General features: G+C 51.2%; 29 protein-coding genes and 1 tRNA gene. 23 read left to right on the top strand and 7 right to left on the bottom strand.

What is annotated here, in order from left to right:
- Nucleotides 1-5: 5 nt before the first annotated feature.
- Complete coding sequence (locus VGA14_RS00895) at nucleotides 6-956, bottom strand: deoxyhypusine synthase (RefSeq protein ID WP_331001854.1); 951 nt, start codon at nucleotides 954-956, stop codon at nucleotides 6-8.
- A 72-nt stretch (nucleotides 957-1,028) separates the two neighbouring features.
- On the opposite strand from VGA14_RS00895, the gene VGA14_RS00890 reads away from it, so the two are divergent.
- Nucleotides 1,029-2,114: a homospermidine biosynthesis protein gene (locus VGA14_RS00890; RefSeq protein ID WP_331001853.1), complete on the top strand. Its 1,086-nt coding sequence runs from the start codon at nucleotides 1,029-1,031 to the stop codon at nucleotides 2,112-2,114.
- On the opposite strand, the gene VGA14_RS00885 is transcribed toward VGA14_RS00890, so the two are convergent.
- Nucleotides 2,105-2,488 (bottom strand): hypothetical protein, encoded by a 384-nt coding sequence (locus tag VGA14_RS00885; RefSeq protein ID WP_331001852.1) that lies wholly within the window; start codon nucleotides 2,486-2,488, stop codon nucleotides 2,105-2,107. The genes VGA14_RS00890 and VGA14_RS00885 overlap by 10 nt on opposite strands.
- A gap of 125 nt (nucleotides 2,489-2,613) precedes the next feature.
- Between VGA14_RS00885 and VGA14_RS00880 the strand changes: the two genes are divergently transcribed.
- From VGA14_RS00880 to VGA14_RS00850, 7 genes are all read left to right on the top strand, one after another.
- Entirely contained in the window at nucleotides 2,614-3,060 is a 447-nt protein-coding gene (locus tag VGA14_RS00880; RefSeq protein ID WP_331001851.1) for a transposase, read from the top strand.
- Nucleotides 3,054-3,260, top strand: coding sequence for a hypothetical protein (locus tag VGA14_RS00875; protein ID WP_331001850.1), 207 nt, complete (start codon nucleotides 3,054-3,056; stop codon nucleotides 3,258-3,260). The genes VGA14_RS00880 and VGA14_RS00875 overlap by 7 nt, the downstream gene beginning before the upstream one ends.
- Nucleotides 3,261-3,353: 93 nt before the next feature.
- Nucleotides 3,354-3,905 (top strand): RNA 2',3'-cyclic phosphodiesterase, encoded by a 552-nt coding sequence (gene thpR, locus VGA14_RS00870; protein WP_331001849.1) that lies wholly within the window; start codon nucleotides 3,354-3,356, stop codon nucleotides 3,903-3,905.
- Nucleotides 3,902-5,230, top strand: a complete 1,329-nt coding sequence (cca, locus tag VGA14_RS00865; protein ID WP_331001848.1) for a CCA tRNA nucleotidyltransferase — start codon at nucleotides 3,902-3,904, stop codon at nucleotides 5,228-5,230. The genes thpR and cca overlap by 4 nt, the downstream gene beginning before the upstream one ends.
- Nucleotides 5,196-5,948 carry a hypothetical protein gene (locus tag VGA14_RS00860; RefSeq protein ID WP_331001847.1) on the top strand — a complete coding sequence of 251 codons (753 nt, stop codon included), beginning with the start codon at nucleotides 5,196-5,198 and terminating at the stop codon, nucleotides 5,946-5,948. The genes cca and VGA14_RS00860 overlap by 35 nt, the downstream gene beginning before the upstream one ends.
- A gap of 37 nt (nucleotides 5,949-5,985) precedes the next feature.
- Nucleotides 5,986-6,726 (top strand): proteasome assembly chaperone family protein, encoded by a 741-nt coding sequence (locus tag VGA14_RS00855; RefSeq protein WP_331001846.1) that lies wholly within the window; start codon nucleotides 5,986-5,988, stop codon nucleotides 6,724-6,726.
- Between the two features lie 59 nt (nucleotides 6,727-6,785).
- Nucleotides 6,786-7,331: a DNA-3-methyladenine glycosylase gene (locus tag VGA14_RS00850; RefSeq protein WP_331001845.1), complete on the top strand. Its 546-nt coding sequence runs from the start codon at nucleotides 6,786-6,788 to the stop codon at nucleotides 7,329-7,331.
- Here VGA14_RS00850 and VGA14_RS00845 read toward each other — a convergent pair.
- Genes VGA14_RS00845 through VGA14_RS00835 form a run of 3 tightly spaced genes read right to left on the bottom strand, consistent with a single transcriptional unit; the run spans nucleotide 7,321 to nucleotide 9,164 of the window.
- Entirely contained in the window at nucleotides 7,321-7,839 is a 519-nt protein-coding gene (locus VGA14_RS00845; RefSeq protein WP_331001844.1) for a DUF6659 family protein, read from the bottom strand. The genes VGA14_RS00850 and VGA14_RS00845 overlap by 11 nt on opposite strands.
- Before the next feature lie 57 nt (nucleotides 7,840-7,896).
- The gene (locus VGA14_RS00840) at nucleotides 7,897-8,637 is read right to left on the bottom strand and encodes a 50S ribosomal protein L2 (RefSeq protein WP_331001843.1); all 741 of its coding nucleotides are present in this window, start codon (nucleotides 8,635-8,637) and stop codon (nucleotides 7,897-7,899) included.
- 47 nt (nucleotides 8,638-8,684) lie between these two features.
- Nucleotides 8,685-9,164 carry a VOC family protein gene (locus tag VGA14_RS00835; RefSeq protein ID WP_331001842.1) on the bottom strand — a complete coding sequence of 160 codons (480 nt, stop codon included), beginning with the start codon at nucleotides 9,162-9,164 and terminating at the stop codon, nucleotides 8,685-8,687.
- A gap of 138 nt (nucleotides 9,165-9,302) precedes the next feature.
- Between VGA14_RS00835 and VGA14_RS00830 the strand changes: the two genes are divergently transcribed.
- From VGA14_RS00830 to VGA14_RS00765, 14 genes are all read left to right on the top strand, one after another.
- Nucleotides 9,303-11,150 (top strand): nitrite/sulfite reductase, encoded by a 1,848-nt coding sequence (locus tag VGA14_RS00830; RefSeq protein WP_331001841.1) that lies wholly within the window; start codon nucleotides 9,303-9,305, stop codon nucleotides 11,148-11,150.
- Nucleotides 11,147-12,043: a sulfurtransferase gene (locus tag VGA14_RS00825; protein ID WP_331001840.1), complete on the top strand. Its 897-nt coding sequence runs from the start codon at nucleotides 11,147-11,149 to the stop codon at nucleotides 12,041-12,043. Before VGA14_RS00830 ends, VGA14_RS00825 begins: the two co-directional genes overlap by 4 nt.
- 30 nt (nucleotides 12,044-12,073) lie before the next feature.
- Nucleotides 12,074-12,634: an AAA family ATPase gene (locus VGA14_RS00820; protein WP_331001839.1), complete on the top strand. Its 561-nt coding sequence runs from the start codon at nucleotides 12,074-12,076 to the stop codon at nucleotides 12,632-12,634.
- Nucleotides 12,631-13,035, top strand: coding sequence for an RNA-binding domain-containing protein (locus tag VGA14_RS00815; RefSeq protein ID WP_331001838.1), 405 nt, complete (start codon nucleotides 12,631-12,633; stop codon nucleotides 13,033-13,035). Before VGA14_RS00820 ends, VGA14_RS00815 begins: the two co-directional genes overlap by 4 nt.
- Nucleotides 13,036-13,067: 32 nt before the next feature.
- Nucleotides 13,068-13,205: a DUF5679 domain-containing protein gene (locus tag VGA14_RS00810; protein ID WP_292643083.1), complete on the top strand. Its 138-nt coding sequence runs from the start codon at nucleotides 13,068-13,070 to the stop codon at nucleotides 13,203-13,205.
- Between the two features lie 68 nt (nucleotides 13,206-13,273).
- On the top strand, nucleotides 13,274-14,224 hold the full coding sequence (locus VGA14_RS00805) for an ATP-binding cassette domain-containing protein (RefSeq protein WP_331001837.1): 951 nt from the start codon (nucleotides 13,274-13,276) through the stop codon (nucleotides 14,222-14,224).
- Nucleotides 14,217-14,981, top strand: a complete 765-nt coding sequence (locus VGA14_RS00800; RefSeq protein ID WP_331001836.1) for an ABC transporter permease — start codon at nucleotides 14,217-14,219, stop codon at nucleotides 14,979-14,981. Before VGA14_RS00805 ends, VGA14_RS00800 begins: the two co-directional genes overlap by 8 nt.
- Before the next feature lie 33 nt (nucleotides 14,982-15,014).
- Nucleotides 15,015-15,088, top strand: a tRNA-Pro gene (locus VGA14_RS00795).
- A 59-nt stretch (nucleotides 15,089-15,147) separates the two neighbouring features.
- Nucleotides 15,148-16,596, top strand: coding sequence for a hypothetical protein (locus tag VGA14_RS00790; protein ID WP_331001835.1), 1,449 nt, complete (start codon nucleotides 15,148-15,150; stop codon nucleotides 16,594-16,596).
- A gap of 95 nt (nucleotides 16,597-16,691) precedes the next feature.
- Nucleotides 16,692-17,540, top strand: coding sequence for a hypothetical protein (locus VGA14_RS00785; protein WP_331001834.1), 849 nt, complete (start codon nucleotides 16,692-16,694; stop codon nucleotides 17,538-17,540).
- 67 nt (nucleotides 17,541-17,607) lie between these two features.
- Nucleotides 17,608-18,219 (top strand): hypothetical protein, encoded by a 612-nt coding sequence (locus tag VGA14_RS00780; protein ID WP_331001833.1) that lies wholly within the window; start codon nucleotides 17,608-17,610, stop codon nucleotides 18,217-18,219.
- 968 nt (nucleotides 18,220-19,187) lie between these two features.
- Nucleotides 19,188-19,697 (top strand): helix-turn-helix transcriptional regulator, encoded by a 510-nt coding sequence (locus VGA14_RS00775; RefSeq protein ID WP_331001832.1) that lies wholly within the window; start codon nucleotides 19,188-19,190, stop codon nucleotides 19,695-19,697.
- Nucleotides 19,698-19,700: 3 nt separating this feature from the next.
- Nucleotides 19,701-20,357 (top strand): hypothetical protein, encoded by a 657-nt coding sequence (locus VGA14_RS00770; RefSeq protein ID WP_331001831.1) that lies wholly within the window; start codon nucleotides 19,701-19,703, stop codon nucleotides 20,355-20,357.
- A 364-nt stretch (nucleotides 20,358-20,721) separates the two neighbouring features.
- The gene (locus VGA14_RS00765) at nucleotides 20,722-21,243 is read left to right on the top strand and encodes a PH domain-containing protein (RefSeq protein WP_331001830.1); all 522 of its coding nucleotides are present in this window, start codon (nucleotides 20,722-20,724) and stop codon (nucleotides 21,241-21,243) included.
- A gap of 481 nt (nucleotides 21,244-21,724) precedes the next feature.
- On the opposite strand, the gene VGA14_RS00760 is transcribed toward VGA14_RS00765, so the two are convergent.
- Both VGA14_RS00760 and VGA14_RS00755 read right to left on the bottom strand, forming a co-directional pair.
- Nucleotides 21,725-22,783, bottom strand: a complete 1,059-nt coding sequence (locus VGA14_RS00760; RefSeq protein WP_331001829.1) for a hypothetical protein — start codon at nucleotides 22,781-22,783, stop codon at nucleotides 21,725-21,727.
- Nucleotides 22,784-22,797: 14 nt separating this feature from the next.
- A complete protein-coding gene (locus tag VGA14_RS00755; RefSeq protein ID WP_331001828.1) occupies nucleotides 22,798-23,337 on the bottom strand; it encodes a nucleoside 2-deoxyribosyltransferase in 540 nt (179 codons plus the stop codon).
- A 781-nt stretch (nucleotides 23,338-24,118) separates the two neighbouring features.
- Here VGA14_RS00755 and VGA14_RS00750 point away from each other — a divergent pair.
- Nucleotides 24,119-24,958, top strand: a complete 840-nt coding sequence (locus VGA14_RS00750; RefSeq protein WP_331001827.1) for an alpha/beta hydrolase — start codon at nucleotides 24,119-24,121, stop codon at nucleotides 24,956-24,958.
- Nucleotides 24,959-25,070 lie beyond the last annotated feature (112 nt).

Genomic DNA, 25,070 nt, shown 5'->3' with positions numbered 1-25,070 from the left:
CTGTATTACCTTTTGAGAAGAGCTGCGTAGATGAAAGGCAGGAGTGTTGACGCCTCGCCGTGGATTGTCGTTTGCCTCGCTTTCGTTGTGACCTTGCCCCACGATATCGCCTCTGCGACGAGCGCGCCTGACAGGCTGCCGTCCCATTCAGGCGCCGTAGTTATGTAGACTGCGTAATCAAGGCCTCCGCGGTACTGATTCCACCACAGCGTGTGGTGCTTTGAAATGCCGCCGCCTATCATGAACGCGCCGGATTTCTTGGCGTCAAAAACCAGGTTTGAAAGCAGGTTTTGATCCTTCAGGATGTCCAGCTTGAAATCGCGGTGCTGCTGGTGGAAAAGCCATACCTGGCTCCCAACTGCGCCGTCGACTATGCCCGGCACGATGACAGGTATCTTGTTCTTGTGCGCCCAATAAAGGAAGGACGACTCGCCAAGCGTGCTCCCGATCTTGTCCGTGATTTCGTAGGTGGCGATGTCCTTCCTGCCCTCTTTGTACATGTCGGCGAGGAGGGCCTGCACCTTTTCCTCGATCAATGGGCCGTAGGCAGCCATCGGCACGAGCACGTTTCCAAGCCGATGCACGGCTTTATCAAGAAGCTCTCTGTCGTCCATGCGAAAGTCGCCGGCGTAGTATTTGTCGTAGTAGCGGGCGATGTCGTGGTCAAGCGCGCCGCACGTCGTTATCACGGCGTCAAACATCTTGTTCTTTAACATGTCACGGACGATGCCCCGCGCGCCGGTTGACATCAGCGCGGCGACAAACGACAGGAACTTGGTGCACTTTGGCTCGTCCATCATTCTCTTCAAAATGTCGACGCCTTCGGCAAGGTTGCGCGACTCGAATCCGCCGGATTCTTCCATGCTTTTTAGAATAGCGTTGATGTCGGTGTTCTTGTCGATGGCGTGGTCTTTAACTGCGCTGTGCAAAAGTTCGTCCTTTTTCTTGCCGGCCATGCAAGCGTATCGCCTGCCCTATAATAAAAATCTCATCTGACAGAATTTTTAAGCAAGTGTATTTCTAACAAGATGGTGCGCGACCGCAGCGACCCAAGGCACACTTTTTCAGGCCGCAAGATAGATCCGCCGCAGGTTTCTCCAAACATGACAGTCCCCGACTTGATAAAATTCTACGGCGCGACAGGCTACAACGCCCGGCGCCTTGCAGAGGCCGCCGAGATACTAGAGGACATGATAAACACCAATTCTACTGTCTGCCTCACCCTTGCCGGAGCCATGACGCCGATAGGCATGGGCAGAACCATATCTGCCATGATAGAGGCAGGCTTTATCGACTGGATAGTAGCGACCGGCGCAAACGTTTACCACGACCTGCATTTTGCGTACGGCCTCCCGGTCAAGCAAGGGCATTTCGACGTGGACGACGACGTGCTTTATGCAAAGCAGATCGTGCGCATCTACGACGTGTACATTAAGGAAATGGAAACGCTACAGGCGCAGGACCTTCTGGTGCAAAAGGACATGGCAGAAAGGGCCAGCGAAATCCCGGCAAACGCCTCGACTGCAGACATTTCGTACGCGCTCGGCAAGGCTGCCAAGGAAAACGCCAGGTACCCTGAAAAGTCGTTCTTGGTGAAAGCGTACGAGCACAAGGCGCCTGTGTACATGCCGGCAATAGGCGACTCATCAATCGGCCTCAACATGCTGCCCCTGTTGCTTGAAGGCAAGGGCGTGTTTCCAAACACCATACTTGATGTCGCCGAGTCTGCTGCCATCCTGTGGAAGAGCGAGAGGTCAGGCGGCCTGGAGCTTGGCGGCGGAGTGCCAAAGAACTTTTTCCAACAGACGGGGCCGGCGCTCTACCAGATACTGAAGATAAAGGAGGGCGGCCAGGACTACCTCATCCAGTTGACCGACGCAAGGCCGGACACCGGCGGGCTCTCTGGCGCTACGCTGCAGGAGGGCAAGAGCTGGGGCAAGATCAAGACCTCGCACAAGGGGAACGTCATCGTTTATGGAGACTCATCTGTCTACTTTCCGTTGCTCTGCAGCTACGCGCTGTCAGTCTGCAAGTCGCGCAAGCACAAGGAGATATACGGCAAGAAGGACGTGTGGGTCAGGGAAATGAAAAAGATGTACCTGAGTCAAAAGTAGGACTCTGCTTTCAAGGTCCACCTGCCGCCCTTTGACGTCAACTCGATTTGGCCCACCAAGTAGCCGCCCGAGTAGACCTTGCCAAACTCGGCGCTCCCGAACATCGACGACAGAAGGTCCTTCTTTTCGTGGTAGCCCGACTCTATTGCCTTTATGCGCAGCTTGCCGCTGACCTTTTTCATGATGCTTCTCGCGACAGACCACTCGCCCTTCCACGATATCAATTCAAACACGCCGAACTTGACTGACTGCATCGAGTAGCCCTCCAGCTTTGCCTCGAATTTCAGCTTGTTCTTTTTCGCGTACTCGTTCATCCAGTCGACAGCTTCTTTGCCCTTGCCCTGCTCGACTGCAAAGCTGTCCGCGCCTGCCACGGCATGAAAGCCTATTCGGAGTTATTTAATACAGTCGGGCCCTTGGTGTTGTGTTGAATAACTCATCAGCATATCACCTACTTTTGCCAGAACAAGCTTTATGGTAGCATGAACAACAATGTCTGTTGACGGACGAGAAGAAGCCAAAGAAAAGAAGGAAGGTTAACTGGCATGAATACAACGAGTCGCTGGTAAGACGCGGCGAAGTAATGTTTGATACCGATTTTTTAGAGAACTGGCGGGCAGAATTGAAGGCGATGAACGAAGGAAAGGAAGGCGCCAAATACCACTATCCGAATTCCTTGATACGGCTGCTCGCCACCGTACACGCATACCTGCTGCCGTACAGGCAGCTGGAAGGGTTCCTCAACGTGATGTCAGAGCACGTGCAGAAACTGAAGGTGCCAGACTACACGACGATGTGGTGGAGGGTGACAAGGGTAAACGTGAAACTAAACCCGGAGGTAGACCTAGAAAAAGACGTAACGATAGCAGTTGATTCCACTGGCATCAAGGTGCGAAAGAACGCTTCTGTACTTCATGCACACGGTGCATGCCAAGGAAGATGGTAGTGGTGGAACAGCTAAAAGATGTCAAGAAATGGAAAAGGAGGCACGGCTATGGCATGCGATGGATTGCTGAATCGGCATTCTCTTCTCTAAAGCGAACGTTTGGTGAGTATGTGACATCTGCCAGGTGGAAGAACATCGTAAACGAACTGCTTCTAAAAGCGTCCATCTATAACACGTTCATGAGCAAGGCGTCAGCCTAGGCCAGACTGAAATCTGTGTTTGTTCATGGTCTAGCTATTCGACACACCAGCCCTTGGCAAAATAATATAAATACACATTTTCCACACTGAAATGTGCGGGCTTTTGTCGCAGTCGAAGCCACCAGCGATGCAATCGGCAAACTGCAGCAAGAGATGATGGCTGCATGGAGTCCAAAAGAGGTCAAGCCGGTTGCGCCCGGCAACTTTCACTTTACCCTCATATTCCTGGACGAGATTTCAGAAAAGCAGGCGCAGCAAGTGCAAGAAGCGCTGTTGGGCATGTCGTTTGAGCCCTTTTCGCTGACGTACACGGGTGTGGGCGCCTTCCCCAGGCCGAGCAATGCAAGGGTGGTCTGGGTCGGGATCGACGAGGAGGGTAAGAAGAAGCTTGAGGTTCTTGCAGGACAGGTCATTTCTAGGATGCAGGCGATAGGCTTCGTGCCTGACAAGCCGTTTTCGCCCCACCTCACCATCTTCCGTTCAAAGAACAGGCATGTGCGAGTCGGCGTGGAAAAGTACGCCGGCAGGACCTTTGGAACCGACATAATAAACAGAGTGTACCTGAAAAAGAGCGAGCTTGCGCCGTCCGGCCCGACATACTCGAACGTTTATACCGTGAATGCTGCAAAGGAGGCAAAGGAATGACTGCGGACATGCTGGCAAGGGCGCTAGCGACGTGCGACCCCACCGCAAAGGAAACAGAGAAGATAACCGCGGTAGCGGAGAAGGCTATGAGTCTTGTCAAAGGCAGGGCTGGCCCCGAGGTGACAGGAGTCGTCTACGGCGGCTCTTTTGCCAAGGGCACCTGGCTCAGGGGCGACGCCGACGTGGACATTTTCGTCAAGGTCAGCCCGTCGTTAGACGAGAAGAGATTCGAAAAGCTGGGAGTCGAGCTTGGCATGGCCTCCCTGAAAAATCACGGTGCGCACCTGCGCTACTCGGACCACCCTTATGTTGAGGCGTTTGTCAAAGGCGTCAGGGTCAATGTCGTGCCTTGCTACGACGTGGAGAAAGGGAAGTGGAAGAGCGCGGCAGACAGGTCGCCGTTCCACACAGAGTACGTCCAAGGCGCGTTTGACGCGCAAAAGCGCGCCCACGCGCGGCTCTTGAAGAAATTCCTGAAAAGCGCCGGGATTTACGGCGCGGAGATATCCACCGGCGGGTTTTCGGGCTATGTGTCTGAAGTCTTGGTGGCAAAATACGGCTCGCTTGAAGGTGTGCTGGCAGCGGCTGCGGATTTAAAGCAGGGACAGGTAATCGCAATAGGCGACTATGACCGCGACGTTGTCAAGGGGTTCTCAAGCCCTCTTATCATAATCGACCCCGTGGACTTCAGGCGCAATCTCGGGACTGCCATATCACCCGAGTGCGCCGGCAAGTTCACGCTCGCAGCGCGGGCGTTTCTGAGAAAGCCTTCAATCAGGTTCTTTTCGAGGTTGAAGGCAAGGGTAAACAAGAAGCTGTACCCGCACGTGCTGGTCGCCGAGTTTTCGCACCGCAAGCGCAGCCCTGACACGATATGGGGTCAGATGAAGAGGAGTCAGAACGCAGTTGCCAAGCAGCTGGAGATTGCAGGCTTTGCTGTGATAAGGTCAACGTGCGCCACCGACGAGGAAACGCACGGTGTTTTCGCGTTCTTGCTCGAGTCCCACATGCTTGCCCCCTACACGGCAAGAAAGGGCCCCGAGATATTCAGGGCAAAAGACGTCGACAGCTTTGTCGCAAAGGCCAAGAGCCCACTTGCAATATGGGCCGACAAAGGGATGCGCGTCTCCACCATAGTCAAGAGAAAGGAGACCGACGCCGGCCGGCTTGTCCGGTCTCTTTTGAAAAAGGATGGGAGCGGCGTCGCAAGGGGTATGGTGACCGGGAATCTCAAGATTTATACTGGAAACCGCGGGACAAATGCCCTGGTGAAACAGGCAGTTGACGAGCTTGCATCGACAGAGGGCCTCATTCTCGGGTCTTGACGCAAGCGCGCCAGAGCTTGCCAAGATACTGACTTATCCGCGGGTTGATGAAAGCGACTATTCGGCTCGCCTAGGCGAGCTGCGCGGCCTCGGCGTCTCTTCGATCATCCCCGGAGGTGACACTATTGTCTCTGGCATGAGCATCGCCGGCAAGGGCTGCGTCGGGCTCGTGGTCAGGGCAAAGGTTGGTAAAAAGATGTGCGCGCTGAAGATACGCAGGGTGGACGCCAACAGGCAGAGCATGGCAGGCGAAGCCCGACTCCACAAGATAGCAAACGACGCCGGCGTGGGCCCGCGCCTTTATGACTATACGCAGAATTTCATGCTTATGGAGTTTGCTGAGGGGCCGAGCATTGCAGAGTGGGCCTCATGTGCAGGCAAGGACGAGGCGCAGCAAACGGCAAAATCAGTGCTTGAGCAGTGCTACCTGCTTGACAGGGCCGGCCTCGACCACGGCCAACTGAGCAGGCTTGACAGGCACGTCATCGTTGCCAAGCGCGCGACGATAATCGACTTTGAGACCGCAAGCACCGAGCGCAGGACCGCAAACGTCTCTGCAGCCGGCCAGTCGCTCTTTGTCGCCGGCGCGGTCGCAGCTATGATTGGCAGGGCGATGGGCAAAATTGACAGGGAAGCCGCTATATCCGCGCTGAGGGCATACAAGCGTGACCAGACCCGCAAGGGGCTGAAGGCGCTCTTGGACGCGCTCGACCTCTGAGCTATGTTTTATAATCAAGCGCTGCCAAGCTTGGGCGTTGGCCGAACCCATAATTGAAATACGCAAGCTGAAAAACGTGAACCTGAAAGGGGGCGTACTCGTTGATGGCTTTCCAAGCGTCGGGCTTGCAAACGCGATTGCGTCCGAGTGTCTGATACACTCGCTCAAGACAGAATTCGTAGCGATGATAGACTCGCCCGCTTTCCCGCCGCTTTCCATCGTCCGCAACGCGATGCCGAATTGCCCTGCACGCGTTTACGCAAACGAGGAGCTGAAGCTTGCCATGTTCGTGTCCGAGCTGAACCTGGACGCGTCGCTGTTCAGGCCGGCGGCAAACCTCATGCTCGAGTGGGCCCTCCACAGCAACTGCGACCTGATAGTCAGCGCGGCAGACCTGCCGTACGAGGAGGGCGAGGCGGCCGACGCGTTAAGCCCGCAGGTGTACGCTGTCGGAAGCACTCTCCACGCGCTCAGAAAGGCCGCCGAGGCGGGGATCTCACCGGCGCTTTCCGGCACCGTCTCCGGCATCCCCGCGATACTGCTCAACGAGGGATCGTGGCGCAACTATGACGTTATAGTGCTCCTTGTAAAGGTGGTGCGCGACGCGCCGGACTTTCGTGCCGGCGCGGCCATTGCAGAAGCGCTGGCCAAGCTTGCGCCGGGGGCAAAGTGCGACGTGGTGGCTTTATTGAAAGAAGCAGAGGTCATAGAAAAGACCCTGAAAAAGATAAGGAGTGAGCAGGTACCGCCTTCCACAAAGGAGCAGATCTACGGCTGAAAGAAGCGATTGCCCACCTCTCAAGGGCCGACGCCCGGCTTGGCAAGATAATCCGGTCGGTGGGCGACTACTCTATCTCTGCAGGCGGCGAGCCGTTCCAGTCGCTTGTGGAGGCGATAATGTACCAACAGCTTGCAGGAAGCGCGGCCGATGCGATACACGGCCGGTTCATGAAGATATACAATGATAGGTTTCCCACTCCGGCGCGACTTCTCAAGACCCCGCAGGAAAGGCTGCGCGGCGTCGGCCTTTCCGGCAAAAAGACAGAGTACATCCGCGACCTTGCGTCGCGCGTCCATTCTGGCAGCATCGACCTTGCAGGGCTTGCATCATTGAATGACGAGCAGGTAGTCGAGCGGCTGACAGAGGTCAAGGGCATCGGCAGGTGGACCGCCGAGATGTTCCTCATATTCTGCCTGGGCAGGTCCGACGTGCTGCCGGTGGGCGACCTTGGGCTGAGAAGGGCGATGCAGAAGGCGTACGCCCTGTGGACGCTTCCGACGCCTGAAAAGATGGAGAAGTTAGCCGGGCCGTGGCGGCCCTACCGCTCGATAGCCACCTGGTACCTCTGGAAGTCGCTTGACAAGTTCAAGACTATTGGCTAGTCAGCTCTTTTGCAAGCGCCCTGACAAGCTCCACGTCAAGGTCAAGCTGCTCTGCGACTAGCTCGTCGGATATCCCCGAGTCGAGCAGGTTGCGCATGGCCTCCCTCTTTTCCTCGGTCACCACGTTTGCGGGCGGCGACAGCAGGAGCTCTTTTTCGACCGACCTGACGTAATCCCTCACCTTGGCCACGACTTGGTCCGGCGCGGCGTCAGCCTCCGTCGAGATGACCACGACGTGATCCTTGACAGGAATGCTGATGATGTTGACCTTGTCGTAGGTGTAGACGACTGACTTTAGCTCGCCGAGCTCTCTTGTGAATATCTTGCGCAGGTCGACGATATAGGCGGACTGCGCCAAGGATATCTCGGTGCTCTTGTCTGAAAGCTTGTTAGGGGTTTCTTCCCTCCTGACACCGGCGTACAGGTGGCCGGATTTTTCGACCACGCCGGCAAACCTGATCCGGGGGTCAAGCGCCAGGACGTTCTTTGAAAACTGCTCGGCTCTCATTTAACTCAAACGTGGAGCCCAAGAATATAGGTTTTATGTAACAGGGGAAAAAGGCCCCTAGGCCTTTTGCGGAGCGTCCTTGACCCTGCCGCGGCCGGTCTTGCGTGGAGCAATGTTGCCGACCTTGCGCCCTGGCGGGGTGCTCCTGCTGACGGACGACTGGCGCCCGATGTGTTGGTGCCTTCCGCCTCCGTGTGGGTGGTAGACCGCCGCCTGGGCGATGCCCCTAACAGTCGGGTACAGCCTGCCGTGCGCCTGCATGTATTTCGCGCGCATGCCGGCCTTGAGGAACGGCTTTTCCTTTCTCCCTGCGCCTGCCACTGCGCCGACCATTGCCCTGCACTTTGCGTTTAATGTGAGGAACTTGCCTGACGGGAACTTTATGGTGACGCCTTCGGTGCCGTGCGCAAACACGATTGCGGACGAGCCGGCGGACTTTATCAGCTTGCCTCCGTCGCCGGCGTTCTTTTCGATGTTGCACACAACGGTGCCGTCAGGAACTGATTCAAGGGAGAGTATGTTGCCCCGCGATGCGGCGGTGCCGGTGCCGACCTCGATGACGCTCCCGACGGTCGTTCCCTCGGGCGCAGGCACGTACGAGTACCTGCCGTCGTCAAAGAATACTTTTGCCAGTGGCGCGTCCCTGCCACGTTCGTGCACAATGTCAACTACGGTACCTTGATGATGCTCTTCTAGCTTGAAATTGGGATACTTTGCCGGTGCTATCTTGCCGACCGTGATTGCGCGAAACTGCTTGCCCCCGTGCCCACGCCGGCGAACCAGTGTTCTCTTGCCCATTTACCGTTCAGTGACAGAGCCCGCGGATAGGTGATTTTAAGCTTGCTCTACTGCTTGGGCATTTGGGCCATCCATTCCTCGCCGGCCATTTTCATCTGCTTTGCAGTCAGGTTGCGCTTGCGGGTCGCAAGGCCCCAGACGTGCCCGAACGGGTCTATGACGCTCCCGTGCCTGTCGCCCCAGAAGGCGTCCATCACAGGCATGGCGACCGTCGCTCCGGCCTTGACTGCCTGGTCAAAGACCTTGTCCACGTTCTTAACGTATACGTAAAGGCTAGAACTGACGCCTCCCACGCTCTGCGGCGAGTAGCACTTCATGTCAGGCATCTCGTCGCACATCATCAGGTGCGAGTCGCCTATCTGGAGCTCGGCGTGCATGACGGTCTTTCCGTCGGGCAGGTGCATGCGGTGGAGCTCCTTGGCCCCGAAAGCCTTCTTGTAAAACGCTATTGCCTTGTCTGCGTCCTTGACTACTATAGACGGCGTCAGAGTGCGGTATCCCTTTGGGATTGGGCTTGCCTTTGCCATGCGCGTTTCTGCCATTTCACTGTATTAAGCATTATGCACATAGATGACGTATTATTGCCGCCTGCCTCAAGCTCTGCTGCCAATAATTCCCCTATCCACAAAAAATATATGATTTAAAACACCGTTTTAATCCTGTAGATGACCAAAGCCAGGGCCGCCGCTGCAAACCAGAAACAAAAGGGCGTCTCTCCACCAAAGCCCAACCCCAGATGGGGCAAGGAGGAAGAGACCGAGTTTTTCGCTAGAAAAGTCAAGCTTTTCAGACAGGGCAAGATTTCGGAAGACGATTTCCGTCGCTTCAGGCTGCAACACGGCGCCTACGGCTCGCGCCTGCACGCCGATTACAGCATGGTCAGGATAAAGATCCCTTCGGGCGAGATAACCCCGGAGCAGGTCGAGAAAATCGCCGGCCTGTCGGAAGCCTTCTCGATAGGCTCCGCCCACGTCTCCACGAGGCAGAACATACAGCTTCACTGGGTCCAGCTTGAAGACGTAAGCGAGGTTATGCGCGGGCTGGTAGAGTCAGGGCTTACCACCAGGGAGGCGTGCGGCAACACAGTCCGCAACGTCATGTGCAGCCACTTTGCCGGCGTCTGCCCCGACGAGGCGTTTGACGCCACGCCATACTCGATGGCAGTCGCGAGGTTCTTCCTACGCAACCCTATGTGCCAGAACCTGCCGCGCAAGTTCAAGGTAAACTTTGGATGTTGTGAAAAGCACGGCCTGGTAAGAGTTGCAGACATTGGCCTAGTCCCGGCGATAAAAGAAATAGACGGGAAGCAGGTCAAGGGATTCCGCATCTACCTTGGCGGCGGGCTTGGGGCCGCGTCGTTCATAGGCCACCCGCTCGAGGACTTCACGTCAGAGGACCGTGTGCTGTCTACGTGCATGGCAACTGTGCGGCTGTTTGACAGGAACGGCAACCGCGAGAACATGGCCCGCAACCGGATGCGCTACCTGGTGCACGAGACCGGCTGGGAGAAATTCCAGAAGATGGTGCTCAAGGAGCGGACGACAGTTGAGATGACCACGTCGCTTGCGACCGCAAAGACGTACGACGCCGAATCGCAGGTAGACAGGCGCGTGCTCCCGAAATCTAACGAGATGGTAAAACTTCCAATGTTTGACAAGGTGACAAAGGACAGCCCGGCGTTTGAAAGGTGGCTGCACACAAACGCGGTGCCGCAAAAGCAGGAAGGTTTTTTCACGGTGTTCATCACACTTGGCGCAGGCGACATCACCGCAAGCCAGTTGCGCGTCCTGGCGTCTGAAATCCGCGAGCTCTCTGGAGAAGGCGTGGCAAGGACTACGCCTCAGCAGAACTTTGCGGTGCGCTACGTGCGCGGCAGCGACCTGAGAGAGTTCTTTGACAGGCTCTCGACAGCGGGCCTCGCAAACCCCGGCGCGCTCACGATTGCGTCGACCGTGGGATGTTCCGGGACGACGTCGTGCAACCTTGCAATCACAAACTCGCACAGGCTTGCCAAGGAAGTGCAGCGCAAGTTCCTAGAGCTCGGGCTTGACACCGACGACAGCCTCCAGGACGCGACCATAAAGATAAGCGGCTGCCCCAACTCGTGCGGCCAGCACGAAATAGCGACGGTAGGCTTTTTCGGCGGCGCGACCAGGATAGGCGACACGATGTCGCCGACATACACTATGCTGTTTGGTGGGAGTGCCGGCGAGCAAGGGGAACTTGGCAAGGCGATTATGCGCGTGCCGGCAAAGCGCGTCATTGACACCATACTGAAGATAATAGAGACCTACAAGGCCGAGCGGGCAGAGGGCGAGACCCTGCACCAGTGGATCGTGAAGGTCGTGAGGGGTCAGGGTTCTGGAATTATCAAGAACCTCGACGACATGAAAAAGGCCCTCGTTTCCACGATTCAGCTGCCGCCGGCCGAAAGCGACCCTGACGCCTACCGCGACTATGGAAGCGACTCCAAGTTCGTTGCAAAGACAGCAAGGGGAGAATGCGCGGCTTGAAAAAAGCAATGAGGGCAGAGGTTAAGCCCAGGCCCAAACAGAAGGCTAAATCCGTAAAGAAAGTCAAGGCTGCCAGAGTCGCAAAGGGCGCGCCCAGCTTTGTGCAGCTACCAATTGTGTGTGACGCTGATTTGCTGCGCACGCTTGTTCGCAAAAAGGCGGCACGTGTAGTGGACGTGCGCAGGGCAGAAGACTATAACGCCGGCCACATACCGACTGCGGCATCGCTGCCGCTTGCGCGCTTGCTTGAGAACGACACCCCAGAGCGCGTCGTGAAGATCTTGGAAGAGTTTGGAATCACGGAAAAGATGCCGGTCGTGGTATACGACGACACGTTTGGCGCTCTGGCCGCAAGGATGGCGTGGACGTTCCAGTACGTCGGCCACGCAAACACGGCGCTCCTTGAAATGACGTTTTCGCAATGGAAAGGGCTCGGCCTTGAAGTCGAGACGAAGCCAAACACGTTCAAGCCTACCAGGCATCCTCTTGCAACAAACAAAGAGATGTACGCGGACGCGTCCTACGTGGAATCGGCGCAGTCGCAGCAGGGAAAACTGCTGGTCGACTCCCGGGAGCGCCTCAATTTCCTGACAGAGCACATACCCACCGCAACGAACATACCCTACACCATGCTTGGATCAAATGGAAGCATACTTCGCAAGGCCGACGAATTAAAGCGCATGATAGAAAACCGCGGCATAACGCCTGACTCTGAAATAATCACCTACTGCGGCAGCGTCGGGACGCTTTCGGGGCTTGCGTACTATGCGCTGAAACTTGCCGGCTACAGCAACGTCAAGCTGTATCCCAAGTCGTTCAAGGAGTGGAAGTCGCTTGGCAAGCCCAAGGACGAGTTCAGGGAAGCTAACTACTGGGATCTGTCGGCGGAATAAAGATAAACCTGCTTTATTGGAGAACAAGCGTTGTCAAGGCTCATAGTGTGCCTCACCGGGATGCCCGGCGCAGGCAAGTCCACGGTCGCGTCATACCTGAAGGAAAAGGCGTTTTCCGTCATAACGATGGGCGACGCGGTGCGCGAGGAGGCAAGGGGTCGGGGACTGGAACCCACGGACGCAAACTTGGGCTCCATGATGATAAAGCTCAGGCAGGAGCTGGGCCAGAGCGCGGTCGCGCACCTGATATTGAAAAAGCTAGAGAGGGACAGCAACACCAACAATCTGGTGATAGATGGCATACGCAGCATACCGGAGATCGAAGTCTTGAAAACTGTCGGGACTGTAAAGCTTTTGGCAATTCACGCTTCCCAGGACACGCGCTTTAAGTATCTAGTCAACAGGGGCAGGTCTGACGCGCCGGCGTCGAGCGGCGAGTTTGCCGGCCGGGACAAGCGCGAGCTGTCAGTCGGCATCAGCGAGGCAATCGCGCTTGCCGACGAGACGATATCAAACAACGAGATAACTATCGACCAGCTGAAGGAGAGGGCGTGGGCTATAGTGAACGGCTGGCTGGAGGAGGCAAAATGAGAAAGCCGCCCGTCACGTCGTTAATCGAGGTAAAGGTCGAGGCGTCGGTCAACCCATCCGAGGACCCGGATAAGATCATTGACGCGATGAACAGCATAGTGAGGTGCTCGCCCGAGTTCCGATACGGGAGCAGGGTCATCGGCAAGACCACAGGCGCGGGGGCACTTGAAAAGATATACGAGCAGGTAAGGTCAAGGTCCGCGATGGGCGTGCTGAGGCGGATGCTGCTCGACAACAGGGCGGGGACTAGCACGTGGTTCCTCCTCAACAAGCAGGCGGCCACCGCAGGAATTGCAGTGGTCATCGAGGATGAGGGGGAATCTCCCCTGGGGCCCATCAGGGTCACCCTTGCCTGCGAGGAGCTAGACACTCTCACGGACTGGCTAGTTCCCGACCAGTAGACTTTTTTAGCCCCACTCCGCATAGGGGCATTATGGAAGCATACTGTGTCAAGTGCAAAGCCAAGCGCGAAATGAAAGACGCCAAAAAGATTACCATGAAAAACGGTAAGCCTGCTACACAGGGCGTCTGCCCAAAGTGCGGCACCAAGATGTTCAGGATAGGCGGTTAAACCCTCTTTTTTCATTTTTATTTTCTTTTTCTTTACATATAATAGCCGAAGGCGTCAAGTGATAACGCTTGATAAAGATAGAGGGCCTTGTCAAGCGCTACAACGGCCTGACCGCGGTAGATGGCCTGACGCTTGACATAGGGCAAAACGAGGTATTTGGTTTGCTGGGCGCAAATGGCGCCGGCAAGACGACGACCATACACATGCTCGCCACCCTGCTAAAGCCCACTTCGGGCACTGCGACTGTGAACGGCTTTGACATAGTAAGCCAGCCCGCAAAGGTGCGCGAAAGCATCGGCATAGTTTTCCAGGCCCCGAGCAGCGACGACATGCTCACCGGCTACGAGAACCTGTACATCCACTCGCTGCTGTACAGTGTGCCGGGCAATATCAGGAGAAAAAGGATAGAGGACGTGCTGGAGCTCGTTGGGCTGTCAGAGAGAAAGCACGACAGGGTCAAGACGTATTCTGGGGGCATGAGGCGCAGGCTAGAGATTGCACGCGGGCTCCTGCACAAGCCAAAGGTGATGTTCCTCGACGAGCCCACCCTGGGCCTCGACCCGGCAAGCAGAGAGAGCATGTGGAAATACGTGCGCAAGCTGGTCAAGGAGGAAAAAGTCACAATCATACTGACCACGCACTACATGGAAGAGGCGGACTTGCTGTGCGACAGGATTGGCGTTATTGACAAGGGCAGGATTGTCGCATTGGACACGCCGGCAAAACTAAAGGCGTCGCTTGGAGGCGACATCATCCGCATCAAGACGCAGGACAGAGGCGCGGACGCGGTTGCAAAAAAGTTTGATTTCGTGCAAAAGGCCGAGTTTGTCGACGGCTTTCTTGTGCTGTCGGTCAAGGACGCGAGGCGCAGCCTGCCGGTCCTCTTGCAGAATATAGATGCCGAGTCGGCCGAGTTTTCAAGCCCCACTCTCAACGACGTGTTCATACAGCTGACCGGCAGGAAGATCAAGGAAGAGGCAGAAGGCGGATTCATGGAGAGGTTTGCTAAGTATGATTGAAGCTCACTTAGCAAAGGTGTACGCGATATGGCTGCGCGAGTTCAAGGTCTTCTTGCGCGAAAAGAGTAGGCTGGTCGCGTCGACGTTCACGCCTATCTTGTGGCTGTTCGTGATAGGCTCTGGCATTGGATCGGCGGCCGGGTTTGATGTCGGCCTTGTAGACTACCAGACGTTCATCTTCCCGGGAATAATCGCCATGTCAATCATATTCACGTCGGTGTTTTACGGCTCGTACATAATCTGGGACCGCAAGTTTGACTTTTTGAAAAGCGTGATGGTCGCGCCGGTGAGCAGGGGCACGGTGTTTGTAGGAAAGACGCTTGGCGGCATGACAACCTCGCTTGTGCAGGCTTTGATGCTTCTTGCGATAGGCGCGGTCATAGGCATACCACTCACGCCTGTTTCTCTCGTGCAGGCAGTAGCCGTCATCCTGCTTATGTCGTTTGGGCTCACGTCGCTTGGGCTTGCGCTTGGTAGCTACATGTACAGCCTAGAGGGGTTCCAGATGATTGTGAGTTTTGTCGTGTTCCCGCTCTTTTTCCTGTCCGGCGCGCTGTTCCCGCTTGACAACCTGCCAGGGTGGCTTGGCGTGCTCACGACTATAGATCCTGCGACCTACGGTGTAAGCGCTCTCCGCGGCATGATGCTTGGCATAGGAAGCGCCGATCCTCTCATCGACTTTGCGATACTGGTCGCGTACACCGGGGCTCTCGGTCTGTTTGGCATCCTGTCTTTCCGGCGCATGAAAGCGGTGTAGGTTTAATAGAGGTCGGTAATCCTGTTTTGGCAGGGGGCCATAGTCTAGCTTGGCAGGATGTCAGCCCGGGGCGCTGGAGGTCGTGGGTTCGAATCCCACTGGCCCCACTCCTTTAACGGTTCTTAAATTGGACTCTAAACCATAAAAGAGATGAGAAACGAAGGGTTTGAGCCGGCCATCATCAACGGATCAGGCAGAAATACTGGGAGTTCCTAACCAAGACCCGATTGGCATGTTCCTGTATGCCATAAGGGCTGAGGAGACGAGGCGCCAGTATACCTCAAAGCTAAAGGCATTCTTTGACCACCTCGGTCTTGAAGGAACACTAGATGAACAGGCAAGCCAGTTCGTTAGGGAGTGCGGCAAGGACGGAAATTGGGCCCTCAACTCAGTGATACGCTTTATCAACTTCCAGAAGGAGAGGGTTACAAACAGCGAGATAACTGAATCTACTCTCAGGAACTATTACAAACCAATCAAGCTTTTCTGCGAGATGAACGACATCCAGCTGGCCTGGAAAAAGATTGCCAAGGGCATTCCTCGTGCCCGCAGCGCAAGCAACGACCGGTCCCCGACCATCGACGAGATCCGAGCCGTTCTCAATTACCCGGACAGAAGAATAAAACCCATCATCCTAACGATGATATCATCAGGTATCAGACTTGGCGCGTGGGACTATCTTCGCTGGGGAGAGATCGAACCTATCATAAGGGGCGAGGAGGTGGTCGCAGCAAAAATCAAAGTTTACCGCGGCGAACCAGACGAATACATGACATTTGTTACGCCAGAAGCTTATAACGCGCTAAAGGAATGGATTGACTACAGGGCACAGTCGGGAGAAAAAATAACCCAAAACTCGTGGGTAATGAGAGACTTGTGGGATGCAGAGCATTACCGTATAAAAAACTCGTGGCAGTTTATTCCCAAGAATCTGGATGATAGACCTTACAAAGAATTTGTCGAAAATATGTACAACAAAAGATTGGAGTTGAAATTGCAAGGTGACGCTCTACAGTTGCCGCTAAAGACCATCCTCAATTCCATCTACGGCAAGACTGCTCAAAAGCAGCATGGCTATATCGGCAATCTCTTTAATCCTATCATCTGCGCATCTATCACTGGCAAGACTAGAGCAAGGATGTATGATTTCGTTGCCAGAAGTCGCCTCTCGGATAGCGTTGTTTCTTTTGCAACTGATTCTATCTGCTTTTCCAAAGAGGTCGATATTCATTCAAATGCACTAGGAGCGCTTAACCTAGACAAGCACAGCAACGACGCTTACTATCTCCAAAATGGTATCTATAGATTCGGCGGCGACTGGAAAAAGCGAGGTCTTGGCAGGTTGAAAGGCAAAACCTTCGAGCATGTCAAAACCATAGTCAAACAAGGTAGAATCTATCTCGAGATGAGTGAGGATAGGGTTAGCCATCTGCGCTCATGCATTATTCAAAGCCGCCTACATGATATTGGAAGAATAAAACCTGAGAGGCGTTTGATCAATATCAATAGTGATAGGAAGCGTTTCTGGATTGGCTCGCTCAGTTCAGTCGATGATGCTACTTGTAACGATTCAATGCCGTTTTCCTTAAATCACATAGTTTCAAAAGCGATTTGATTTTCTTGATTGGGGCTTGTGAAACCACAAGGTTTGTCGTAATATTGTAATATTGCTAAAGTTTAAAAGAACAAACGCGTAAGCGGAGACATAAATTGACTAAAATTCTTCCATATTACATTATTTACATTGTAGGTATCGGCGTATTACCGATATTAGCTATGGCATTATTTGTGTATGCTGACGCCATAAGCCGTGAGTATGTAGGTCAAATTAAGGGTTCTGTGTTGTTGCCGGTTATTGCATTTCTTTTCCTTATATCGACTGTCCCGACAAAAAGCGAAGATTATGGAAAAATTGGGTACGTTAAGGCGAAAAAAGCTCACTTTACCCTAAATATGATTCGCAGAGGTTGGTTATCGGTTTTTTTCTTAACGCTCATAATTTTTGTATTCCAAGTTGCGCTTGTATTTGCGGCGTCCCAATCTTACTTTGATGTTTTCCCTGGACCTGCATGGATTCCTATTTTATCGATTCTTTCTGTATTCTGGTATTTGTTAACTCACGCGGTGTTTGGTTACTGGGACAAGAATGAGCATTTTCTACTACTTATGGCTAGAGGAACATGCAAAACCATAAGTGAAAAACAAGATGGATTCGAAAAGGTCAAACTCCTGATTTTGAGCCTGCAATGGTATGAACGATATGCAAGTGTGGCGCTCAATCTGAAGCATGGGAATTCCGAAAAAATTATTGCCAAAATCCTGACAGAAAGCGCCGACCGACAAGCTGAGACGATTAAGGTATTCTTTCAGGCTTTTACTCACAACGACCCTTTAGAACCCCTCAGAGAACTAGCTAAAATTGGTGATATAACAAACAGCAATGGAATTCAAGGAAGGGAAAATTCATTTTCGAAATTGAAAAATCTAGAAGTGATTCTAGCAGTAGTTGCAAGTGCCTTGGCTATTCTGATTTATTTCGGCAATTTATTCGGTCGTTAGTTTTCTTAGGCAACACCTTACCTTTTCAATCCTAAAATATTCGTTCTGACCTTTATAGGATGGTATCATGAGTGCCGAAAGCGCCTTTGAGATGGTCGCACCTAACATAACGGATTTTAGATATGAGGATGCTTTTTTCGGCATTAAAACACGCAAGCACAATAAGATAGATGTTTACGCCAAGAATGTCCACTCAGATTTTCGACTTCATCTATACATGAATGATAGAGAATGTGGTGGAGTAATTACCCGAGAACCAACAGCAACGACGCCAAAAAGTCATGGAGAGCCTTTCGTGGTGCTAGACTTCTTGCGCGTCATTGCTGAACCATTGAAAGACTTAATCGGAAGTATTGAGCAAGTGAGCAGGGAAGACCGAAGGTTCTCAGGCAAGGATGTTCAATTGGTAACTTTTCACAAGTTTCGGTTCTGTTGTGTTAGAAAGGGGATGGCGTATATCGAACCAGATGTAGAATATAGAGAATATAAGTTTGACAATATCGACCTTGACCTTCCTCAAATTGGTGTCATGAAAGGATGGTTAGGGAGGGAGACAGCATTAATTTTCGTAGGTAGAGGAGAACTTCATATCCTGAGCATAAAACACGTAAGAAAGTGTGCTAAACGGCTGGAGCGCGAAATGAGAAAATTCGGTTTCGATACTTTATACCCTACGTAAAATCTGCCAGTATCCAGCAACTATCTTCACCATTCGTGAATCATATTCTGACCGTTTTCCTCCATACCAGTCTATACAAAAAAGCGTACAGAACTGAGCACGAAAATGGGGGAGACTATTTTTATAGACAAGGAGTAAAAAGAGGCATCCCCCTCTTTACGCACGAAAATCTACCACCGTCGTAAAGTCTTTGTGTACGTATTAACGTCTTTACGTATGTTTTTAGTGTAGATTATAACAGAATGGTTTTTCTTTTTACCAGATCAGAAATAATGATTTGATTATTCTTGGCTAACAATCTGATCTTAGATACCGTATGGTGGCCGTCTGGAAAGAATCGGCGAAAGTCGCCTTAACTGCCAAAATGCCTCACTAAGAACTGCATACTCTAATTCTGCTCTTGTTCCGTATTCATGTCTGACTAATCTCAGATTCCCCAAATCTCGCGCAGACAAATCAGATATAGACGATTGTTGCTCAAATATTTCATCGTACGCGACGCAGCCCGCAGCTTTAGTGATCATTTCTGGAGATAGAGCTATAAATGCTAACTCTCTGACCAGTCCTAGTCGCTTTCCTTTTTCAGTGAATATCAAAAAGTTTACATCGGCAAATAGTAAACACCGTTGGCTAAGTTCTAATGAATTGAGCCCTTGTTCATCGAAATCTTCGACTATGTACGTGGATTCGTATCCATTACTAATAAGGAAGTTTTTCAAACATTCAAGAAGATTCTTTTCACTTTCCGGAAAATAAGATCCGTAGATAATAATTATTAGGCGGGGTTTGAGAGAATTCACACTATCTTCATACTTGCGATTGAACTCGTCCCAACGACTAGACAAGGGCGAAATTTGCTAGCACATACCACCTCATATATATACGCCTTCGATTTGGACGAAGAGGTGTGTTTAACAAAACTCAATAAGGATTAAATACTTGAAGCCAAGTTCAATAAATTGAACTAAATGGCAGAGGATTCAGCGGACAACATTAAACGATATGCTAGTGAAATTCCGCAAGAGATAAGACTTCTTATGAAGGCCTTAGGGGATGACAATCGTGCCGCGATTATCGTAGCACTTATGAAAAACTCAAAGATGTCATTCTCTGAACTTAAGGACTTGTTTGACCTAAACCCAAGTAGTCTTACACTACACCTTACTACTTTGCAAAACAGCGGCTTGGTGAAGAACTATTTGGAGCGAGGGGAAGGCGGTAACTATTCATTTTATGTTGTTTCCGACCTTACACAGCCTGTTTTGGAATCATTATATGATAATGTTCTTCAGATTCCAAAACCTAGATTCGAGACGGATGAATCACAAGTTGAAAAGCCTGTAATGTTCAAACAAACTGAACCTCAGGATTTATCATCGTTCTCGCAAATTAGAGCGCGTACACGAGATAGGGGCCGAATTAGAAGGGCTGGCAATCGGTATTATCAAGATTTCACAAGTCCATACAGCGGTGCATAAGTTATGGTCAAGAAAATCCCAGAGAAAAGCAAATTTGAATTTTTGGACGTTAGATTGGGGATACGCTTGAAGTATCTTGTTCCAATACTAAACTTTGGCGAATTCGCAACTTGGCTCGTTGGTGCTGGCTTCAAAATCCAGCAAACTGCTAACGTATTAGATAACTTCCAAGGGCAAAAGGGAAGTGTTGATATTTATCTCGATGGAAACAAAGGGGTTTTTGGAGTTCATGCAGCCAGCATCGAAACTGCAATTACAACTACGCGTGAGATGATTGCGATAATTAGTAAGAACTACACAAGTATAGAATCTCGTATCTATTTCTACGAATTTGATGTAACCGCGAATTATTATTATGGTGCCGATGTCTACGCCAAATTTGCAACCTTATTTCAGGATTCAAAAGATATAGAATTGATCAATGAAGTCCTCGGAGGCGGTTATTCTCAAGGGGACATACATTTCATGCCAACAGGAAAGAATATCGACAGCAGTAGTTGGTACGAATTGAGAATAGATCCAAAGTTCAATAGTTTGGGAGATATGCTCATCATCAAAATGATTTGCAGGGATGAAGATCTCACGAAGGCAGCTTCCATGGCACGAGCTGCTCAAGAAAAAGCTGAGAAAATAATCCAAAGAGTATTGACCAAACGTTAAGCCATGACAGCCGGATGCGTTAGTTGATTTTCAATCAGTCTAGGGGATCATTAAGTGAAGGAGGCCCGAAGGGCCGACGTGATGGTTCCCTGATGACTTGCGAAGAAATAAACACGCCGGTTGGTGTAGGCGGGATGGTGGGTATTAACTTGCACAAAGGAAACAAGTGATCAATATGTCTAGCACCAGATTGAGCATGCGGCTTCAGAATTACAGATTGCAACTTTGTCAAGCCACACATCGCACTGGAAGGAAAAACTCCTGCTGAGGCGACGGGGTTAACTGTGAGCGGATGGGCAGATGTCAGGACAGGCAGTGAAACATCCAAAGCCTTAAGAAGATGAGCAATCTTACACGAAATGCTGTGACTACGCAAGAGATAGACCCTGAAGTAAAATCAATGTTCATGCCTAACGAAGAGGTTTTACTGATAGCGTCGCAAGGGAGAGGGCTGCCGGGTGGTTCAATCACAACTCCAGACAAGATTTATGTTACAAACATGAGAGTTCTGTATAAAGACCCTAAACTCTTCGGTCTCAAGGCTAGAATTAATGATATAGCATACAGGGATATTTCAAACATAGAATTGAAGCGGGGAGTTTTTTCAACTGAGATACAATTGATCGTTCGTTTTAACTCAAAACCAGAAAAACTTCCAGCTGTTGACAAACAGACTGCACAACAGCTGAATATGTTGATTCAGAAGGGCATACGAGGAGAGTTACCAAGGCAGATTATGACAGCGGAAAAGAATGCTCCAGTTCAGGCGAAAGAACCCAGCGATCCGTTGAAGGAATTGGAAAGACTAGGAGAATTGAAACAAAAGGGATTGATAACCGAAGAAGAGTTTCAAAGACTTAAGGTGGAACTGCTCAAGAGATTTTGAATTCAATACTTGACAACCGAATTTCAATAACCCTTTCTAATACCCGAAGATTCAACACAAGACTAAATTAAGTACGGATGTTGACGAAGCTTTGGAAGGATCGGGACTTCCATTGGCGGGTGTTATAGAGGGTAATAAGTGATGGCGATATCTTCGCCGCGTAGCAAAAGCTATAGCTATCCAAGTCATTACGTTCGTTATGACGCTCGAAGGCCAGAAAAATCACTATAACACAAAGCTGCTGAGGGTACGGCTTTCAATCAATCTAAGGAATAACATAATCGCTTATTATGTTAGAAGAGTTACCGAAGCGACTAGTCTACATAGCTACATAGGAGTGTTAGAACCCGAGAGGACAAAGTCTCTAATGTACAAGTTTTCTGATAATGGTTGGGTCCACTTCTAGAACCGTTAACGGCACGAAAACCACTGGCAAAGCAAAGTGGTAATCGAGATAGTCGCGGGTAAAGTACTGTGAGAATCATTTCTTGGTATCTGTTTTCTTGGTATCACTTCCTTCTGAAGGTCGAGTGTCAGGAAAGATTCTTCTCCACGCCTGGTCCAAAAGGTCGAGTGTTCTTTTTCCGAAAAATCCAAGTAAGAACGATATTATCATAACAACACCGATCTTGCTAAGGTCTTCACTGTCCACAATATGTTGCACAGGACCTGCACTTTCATTCACCGAAAAACCGAGGGTGGTCAAGAACAATACGATTACAGCAGCTACAAAAGGGGAAACAGGAATCTTGTAGCGATACTTTTCCAGTTTGCGTGGATCGAATTTGCCTTCCAGCATGTCCTCCGCGAGCGTAATGAGAGACATGCATACAGCCCCGAACCAGGACCAAAATAATACTTCCCATGGTACTCTGTAGATATCAGCAATCGAGATATTGGATCCAAAGATAGGATGTAAGACTAGGTAAATAACTACAGCCGGAACGAGCCATCCGAGCAGGAGAATAGCTGATTCTCTTATTCCGATCTTGGTTTCCCAGTTTTTGAGATGGCCATCCGCTGCATCTAACAGGTCACGCGCTGTCGCGACTATTGTCATTACGGAACTGAGGATGAACTCAGTCGCAAGAGTTTGCATACCTGAAGCGGGCGCCGGACTTGTCGAGTTAGGCGGTTGGTTGGATATAGCCGGAGCAAGTGGGGGAGAAGTTTTATTGTTAGATAGATATTCGCGATACGCCATTATTTTCTCAGTTAGACCAAGCAGGTGACCAGCGCGACTGGTAATTTGAAGAATATCGTAGGGTTGTACTTTCTTCAGATCTTCAGTTTTCCGTTGGTACTTCATGGCCAACTGTTCAGCTTGCCCTACGTGTTCCATAGAATATTTCTCAGGCGGTACGGTAAGTAGAGTCTGGTCAGGTTCATCTTTGTCCGGTAGTGAATTGTCATATCCTAGTTGTAGGAAAAAATCTTTAGAAACGTATCCCTGAATCTTGAAAGCCAATTCTCTCAATGGACCAATTCTGTTATGAGTGTCAGACCAAATATTCCAAATTTCTTCCTTCAGATCAACCACTAAATTCCACCTTCTTATTTGTGTTGAACCCCGCTCACATCCAACCCATCATGTCGCCATTCTCTTTGACTATTTTGGATACTGGACAAGGCACTTAGTAGGTTGAGGAGAGTCCTTACGATTCTCCCACCACTCCGTTCGATCCAATACTGTACTTGAATATTTATCATCGCGGCTTCGTTTTCTCCCGTCAAGCGGAAGTCTCCGCGATATCCGACTATAATCTTTCCACGTGCATAGGCGTAACCGATCTCACTAGCAGTACCAGAATCTACATCTGGACCGTCCAGACCCGCAACCACAATATCCGCCGTATCTAGGGCTTCGCGATTCAAATTTCCAATCTCGTCATTTAGTTTTCGGAGTCGTGACACTCTTGCTTCGTCCGAAAGATTAGCCGATTGCATCTGAAATTCCTTTACCATAGGCTCACCGAACTCCCACGGATCAAGTACTTCCCAGCCCTCGTCTCTTAATACACCCCGCAATTCCTTCAAGAACCCTGATGTGGAGTATGCAAAGCCGTAAGGTGAAGCTAGGTATACCTTTACCATGTAGTGTGCTTAGGTTAGGGAGAATGTGCTCTGATTTAAGCTTGTTTAATTTGGGCGGAGCCATCAGTGTCAGACTGTAAAATGTCGGAATCCCTAATCCCTACTTTTCCGGATCTAATCCTAGGAAGCCCGAGCGGTTTTAGAAGCCACAGCGGGCGCCTACTCCTTTAGATTCAGACATCTTTAATAATTCCAACACTCATATCCGTCTGAACCCAATTTTCGAACCGTTAACGGCACGCAAACCACTGGCCCCATTCCTTTAACGGGATAGTGATACAACAGCCTCAGGATGTTGATGTCTTCCCAGCCTATAGACGCGACTGCATCATAGTTGTATCACGTCCTTACAAGCCATAAATGAGCACCGCGGTGTCAGGGCATAGGATGGCCACTTGTAAAGATATGAATCTGCCAGCCCTATAACCCCGTACCCATTTCTTTCAGGGCAACGCTAATTTGTACGGAATGATCTACGCGCGCATATGGTACAACAACGAATGGCAGGCGCTGTATTATCCGTGGGGTACTGTAAAGTTATCGCGTGGTGCCACCATTTTCGTTAGTAATCACCACCTGCCAAGTGAGGAATCAAAACAATTACGAGGTGGTTGATGGGAAGCAACCAAAGGCTCAAAAGCAAAAGATTCAGACTAGACAGATAACTACAATACCTGCAGCGCAAGCGGACAAGAGAGGCAGGTTTAAGGGCTAGGCTTCTTGTGGTAAAACATGTTACTTCGACATCTTGATTTGTCATTTTCAAGACAGGAGAGTTTCAATGCCATACGTTAATGTCGGTCAGGAAAACTCTGGCAGCATCGATCTCTATTACGAGGACCACGGTACCGGCAAGCCGGTCATCCTGATTCATGGCTGGCCGCTGAGTGGTCGCTCTTGGGAAAGGCAGATGTCAGTCCTGCTAGCTGCAGGTTACAGGGTCATCACATACGATCGCAGAGGATTCGGCGACTCTAGTAAGCCGACATCCGGCTACAACTACGACACATTCGCCGAAGACCTGCACAAGCTCGTGACGAAACTCGATCTCCATGACGCAGCTTTAGTCGGCTTTTCGATGGGTGGCGGCGAGGTGGCCCGCTATCTGGGCACCTACGGATCTGAGCGTGTAAGAAAGGCAGCATTTCTAGCGTCCATTCCGCCATTCCTGCTGAAGACGCCTGACAACCCTGGCGGCGTGGACGGCGGCGTCTTTGACGGGATCAAGGCCGGCATAGCCGCAGACCGTCTTGCATTTCTAACCGCTTTCTTCGCGAACTTTTACAACGTCGATGTCTTTAGAGGTAAGCGCGTGAGCGACCAAGCAGTCCAGTTCAGCTGGAACGTTGCAGCCGGCGCCTCACCCAAGGGTACTCTGGATTGCGTCTCAGCGTGGTTGACCGACTTTCGCAAGGATCTCGCACGAATCAATGTGCCCACGCTGGTCGTTCACGGTGACGCCGACCGGATACTTCCCATCGATGTCACGGGAAAGCGCACGCACGAACTTGTCGAGGGAAGCCGGCTGGTAGAAGTTGAGGGCGGGCCGCACGGTTTGAACTGGACCCACGCCGAACAAGTCAACCGTGAGCTGCTGAACTTTCTCGGACAGAAAAATTAATCGGATGAATATACGACATATTGCATATCTGGAACTTTATTGCACTATCGCTCAGAAAGTAGCCACTATCAACTATGGATATGTTCATAAAATTGAGTGGAATTATGATTAA

The sequence above is a fragment of the Nitrososphaera sp. genome, from assembly GCF_036397675.1.
Lineage (GTDB): Archaea > Thermoproteota > Nitrososphaeria > Nitrososphaerales > Nitrososphaeraceae > Nitrososphaera.
The sequence above is the reverse complement of the archived record's forward strand: the minus strand, read 5'-3'. Positions and strand labels throughout refer to the sequence as shown.

Bases quoted from the DNA above. Each gene is read 5' to 3' on its own strand.
- VGA14_RS00895 (WP_331001854.1), bottom strand. From the start codon at position 956: ATGGCCGGCAAGAAAAAGGACGAACTTTTGCACAGCGCAGTTAAAGAC.
- VGA14_RS00890 (WP_331001853.1), top strand. From the start codon at position 1,029: ATGGTGCGCGACCGCAGCGACCCAAGGCACACTTTTTCAGGCCGCAAG.
- VGA14_RS00875 (WP_331001850.1), top strand. From the start codon at position 3,054: ATGGTAGTGGTGGAACAGCTAAAAGATGTCAAGAAATGGAAAAGGAGG.
- cca (WP_331001848.1), top strand. From the start codon at position 3,902: ATGACTGCGGACATGCTGGCAAGGGCGCTAGCGACGTGCGACCCCACC.
- VGA14_RS00845 (WP_331001844.1), bottom strand. From the start codon at position 7,839: ATGAGAGCCGAGCAGTTTTCAAAGAACGTCCTGGCGCTTGACCCCCGG.
- VGA14_RS00840 (WP_331001843.1), bottom strand. From the start codon at position 8,637: ATGGGCAAGAGAACACTGGTTCGCCGGCGTGGGCACGGGGGCAAGCAG.
- VGA14_RS00835 (WP_331001842.1), bottom strand. From the start codon at position 9,164: ATGGCAAAGGCAAGCCCAATCCCAAAGGGATACCGCACTCTGACGCCG.
- VGA14_RS00830 (WP_331001841.1), top strand. From the start codon at position 9,303: ATGACCAAAGCCAGGGCCGCCGCTGCAAACCAGAAACAAAAGGGCGTC.
- VGA14_RS00815 (WP_331001838.1), top strand. From the start codon at position 12,631: ATGAGAAAGCCGCCCGTCACGTCGTTAATCGAGGTAAAGGTCGAGGCG.
- VGA14_RS00810 (WP_292643083.1), top strand. From the start codon at position 13,068: ATGGAAGCATACTGTGTCAAGTGCAAAGCCAAGCGCGAAATGAAAGAC.
- VGA14_RS00800 (WP_331001836.1), top strand. From the start codon at position 14,217: ATGATTGAAGCTCACTTAGCAAAGGTGTACGCGATATGGCTGCGCGAG.
- VGA14_RS00780 (WP_331001833.1), top strand. From the start codon at position 17,608: ATGAGTGCCGAAAGCGCCTTTGAGATGGTCGCACCTAACATAACGGAT.
- VGA14_RS00775 (WP_331001832.1), top strand. From the start codon at position 19,188: ATGGCAGAGGATTCAGCGGACAACATTAAACGATATGCTAGTGAAATT.
- VGA14_RS00770 (WP_331001831.1), top strand. From the start codon at position 19,701: ATGGTCAAGAAAATCCCAGAGAAAAGCAAATTTGAATTTTTGGACGTT.
- VGA14_RS00755 (WP_331001828.1), bottom strand. From the start codon at position 23,337: ATGGTAAAGGTATACCTAGCTTCACCTTACGGCTTTGCATACTCCACA.
- VGA14_RS00750 (WP_331001827.1), top strand. From the start codon at position 24,119: ATGCCATACGTTAATGTCGGTCAGGAAAACTCTGGCAGCATCGATCTC.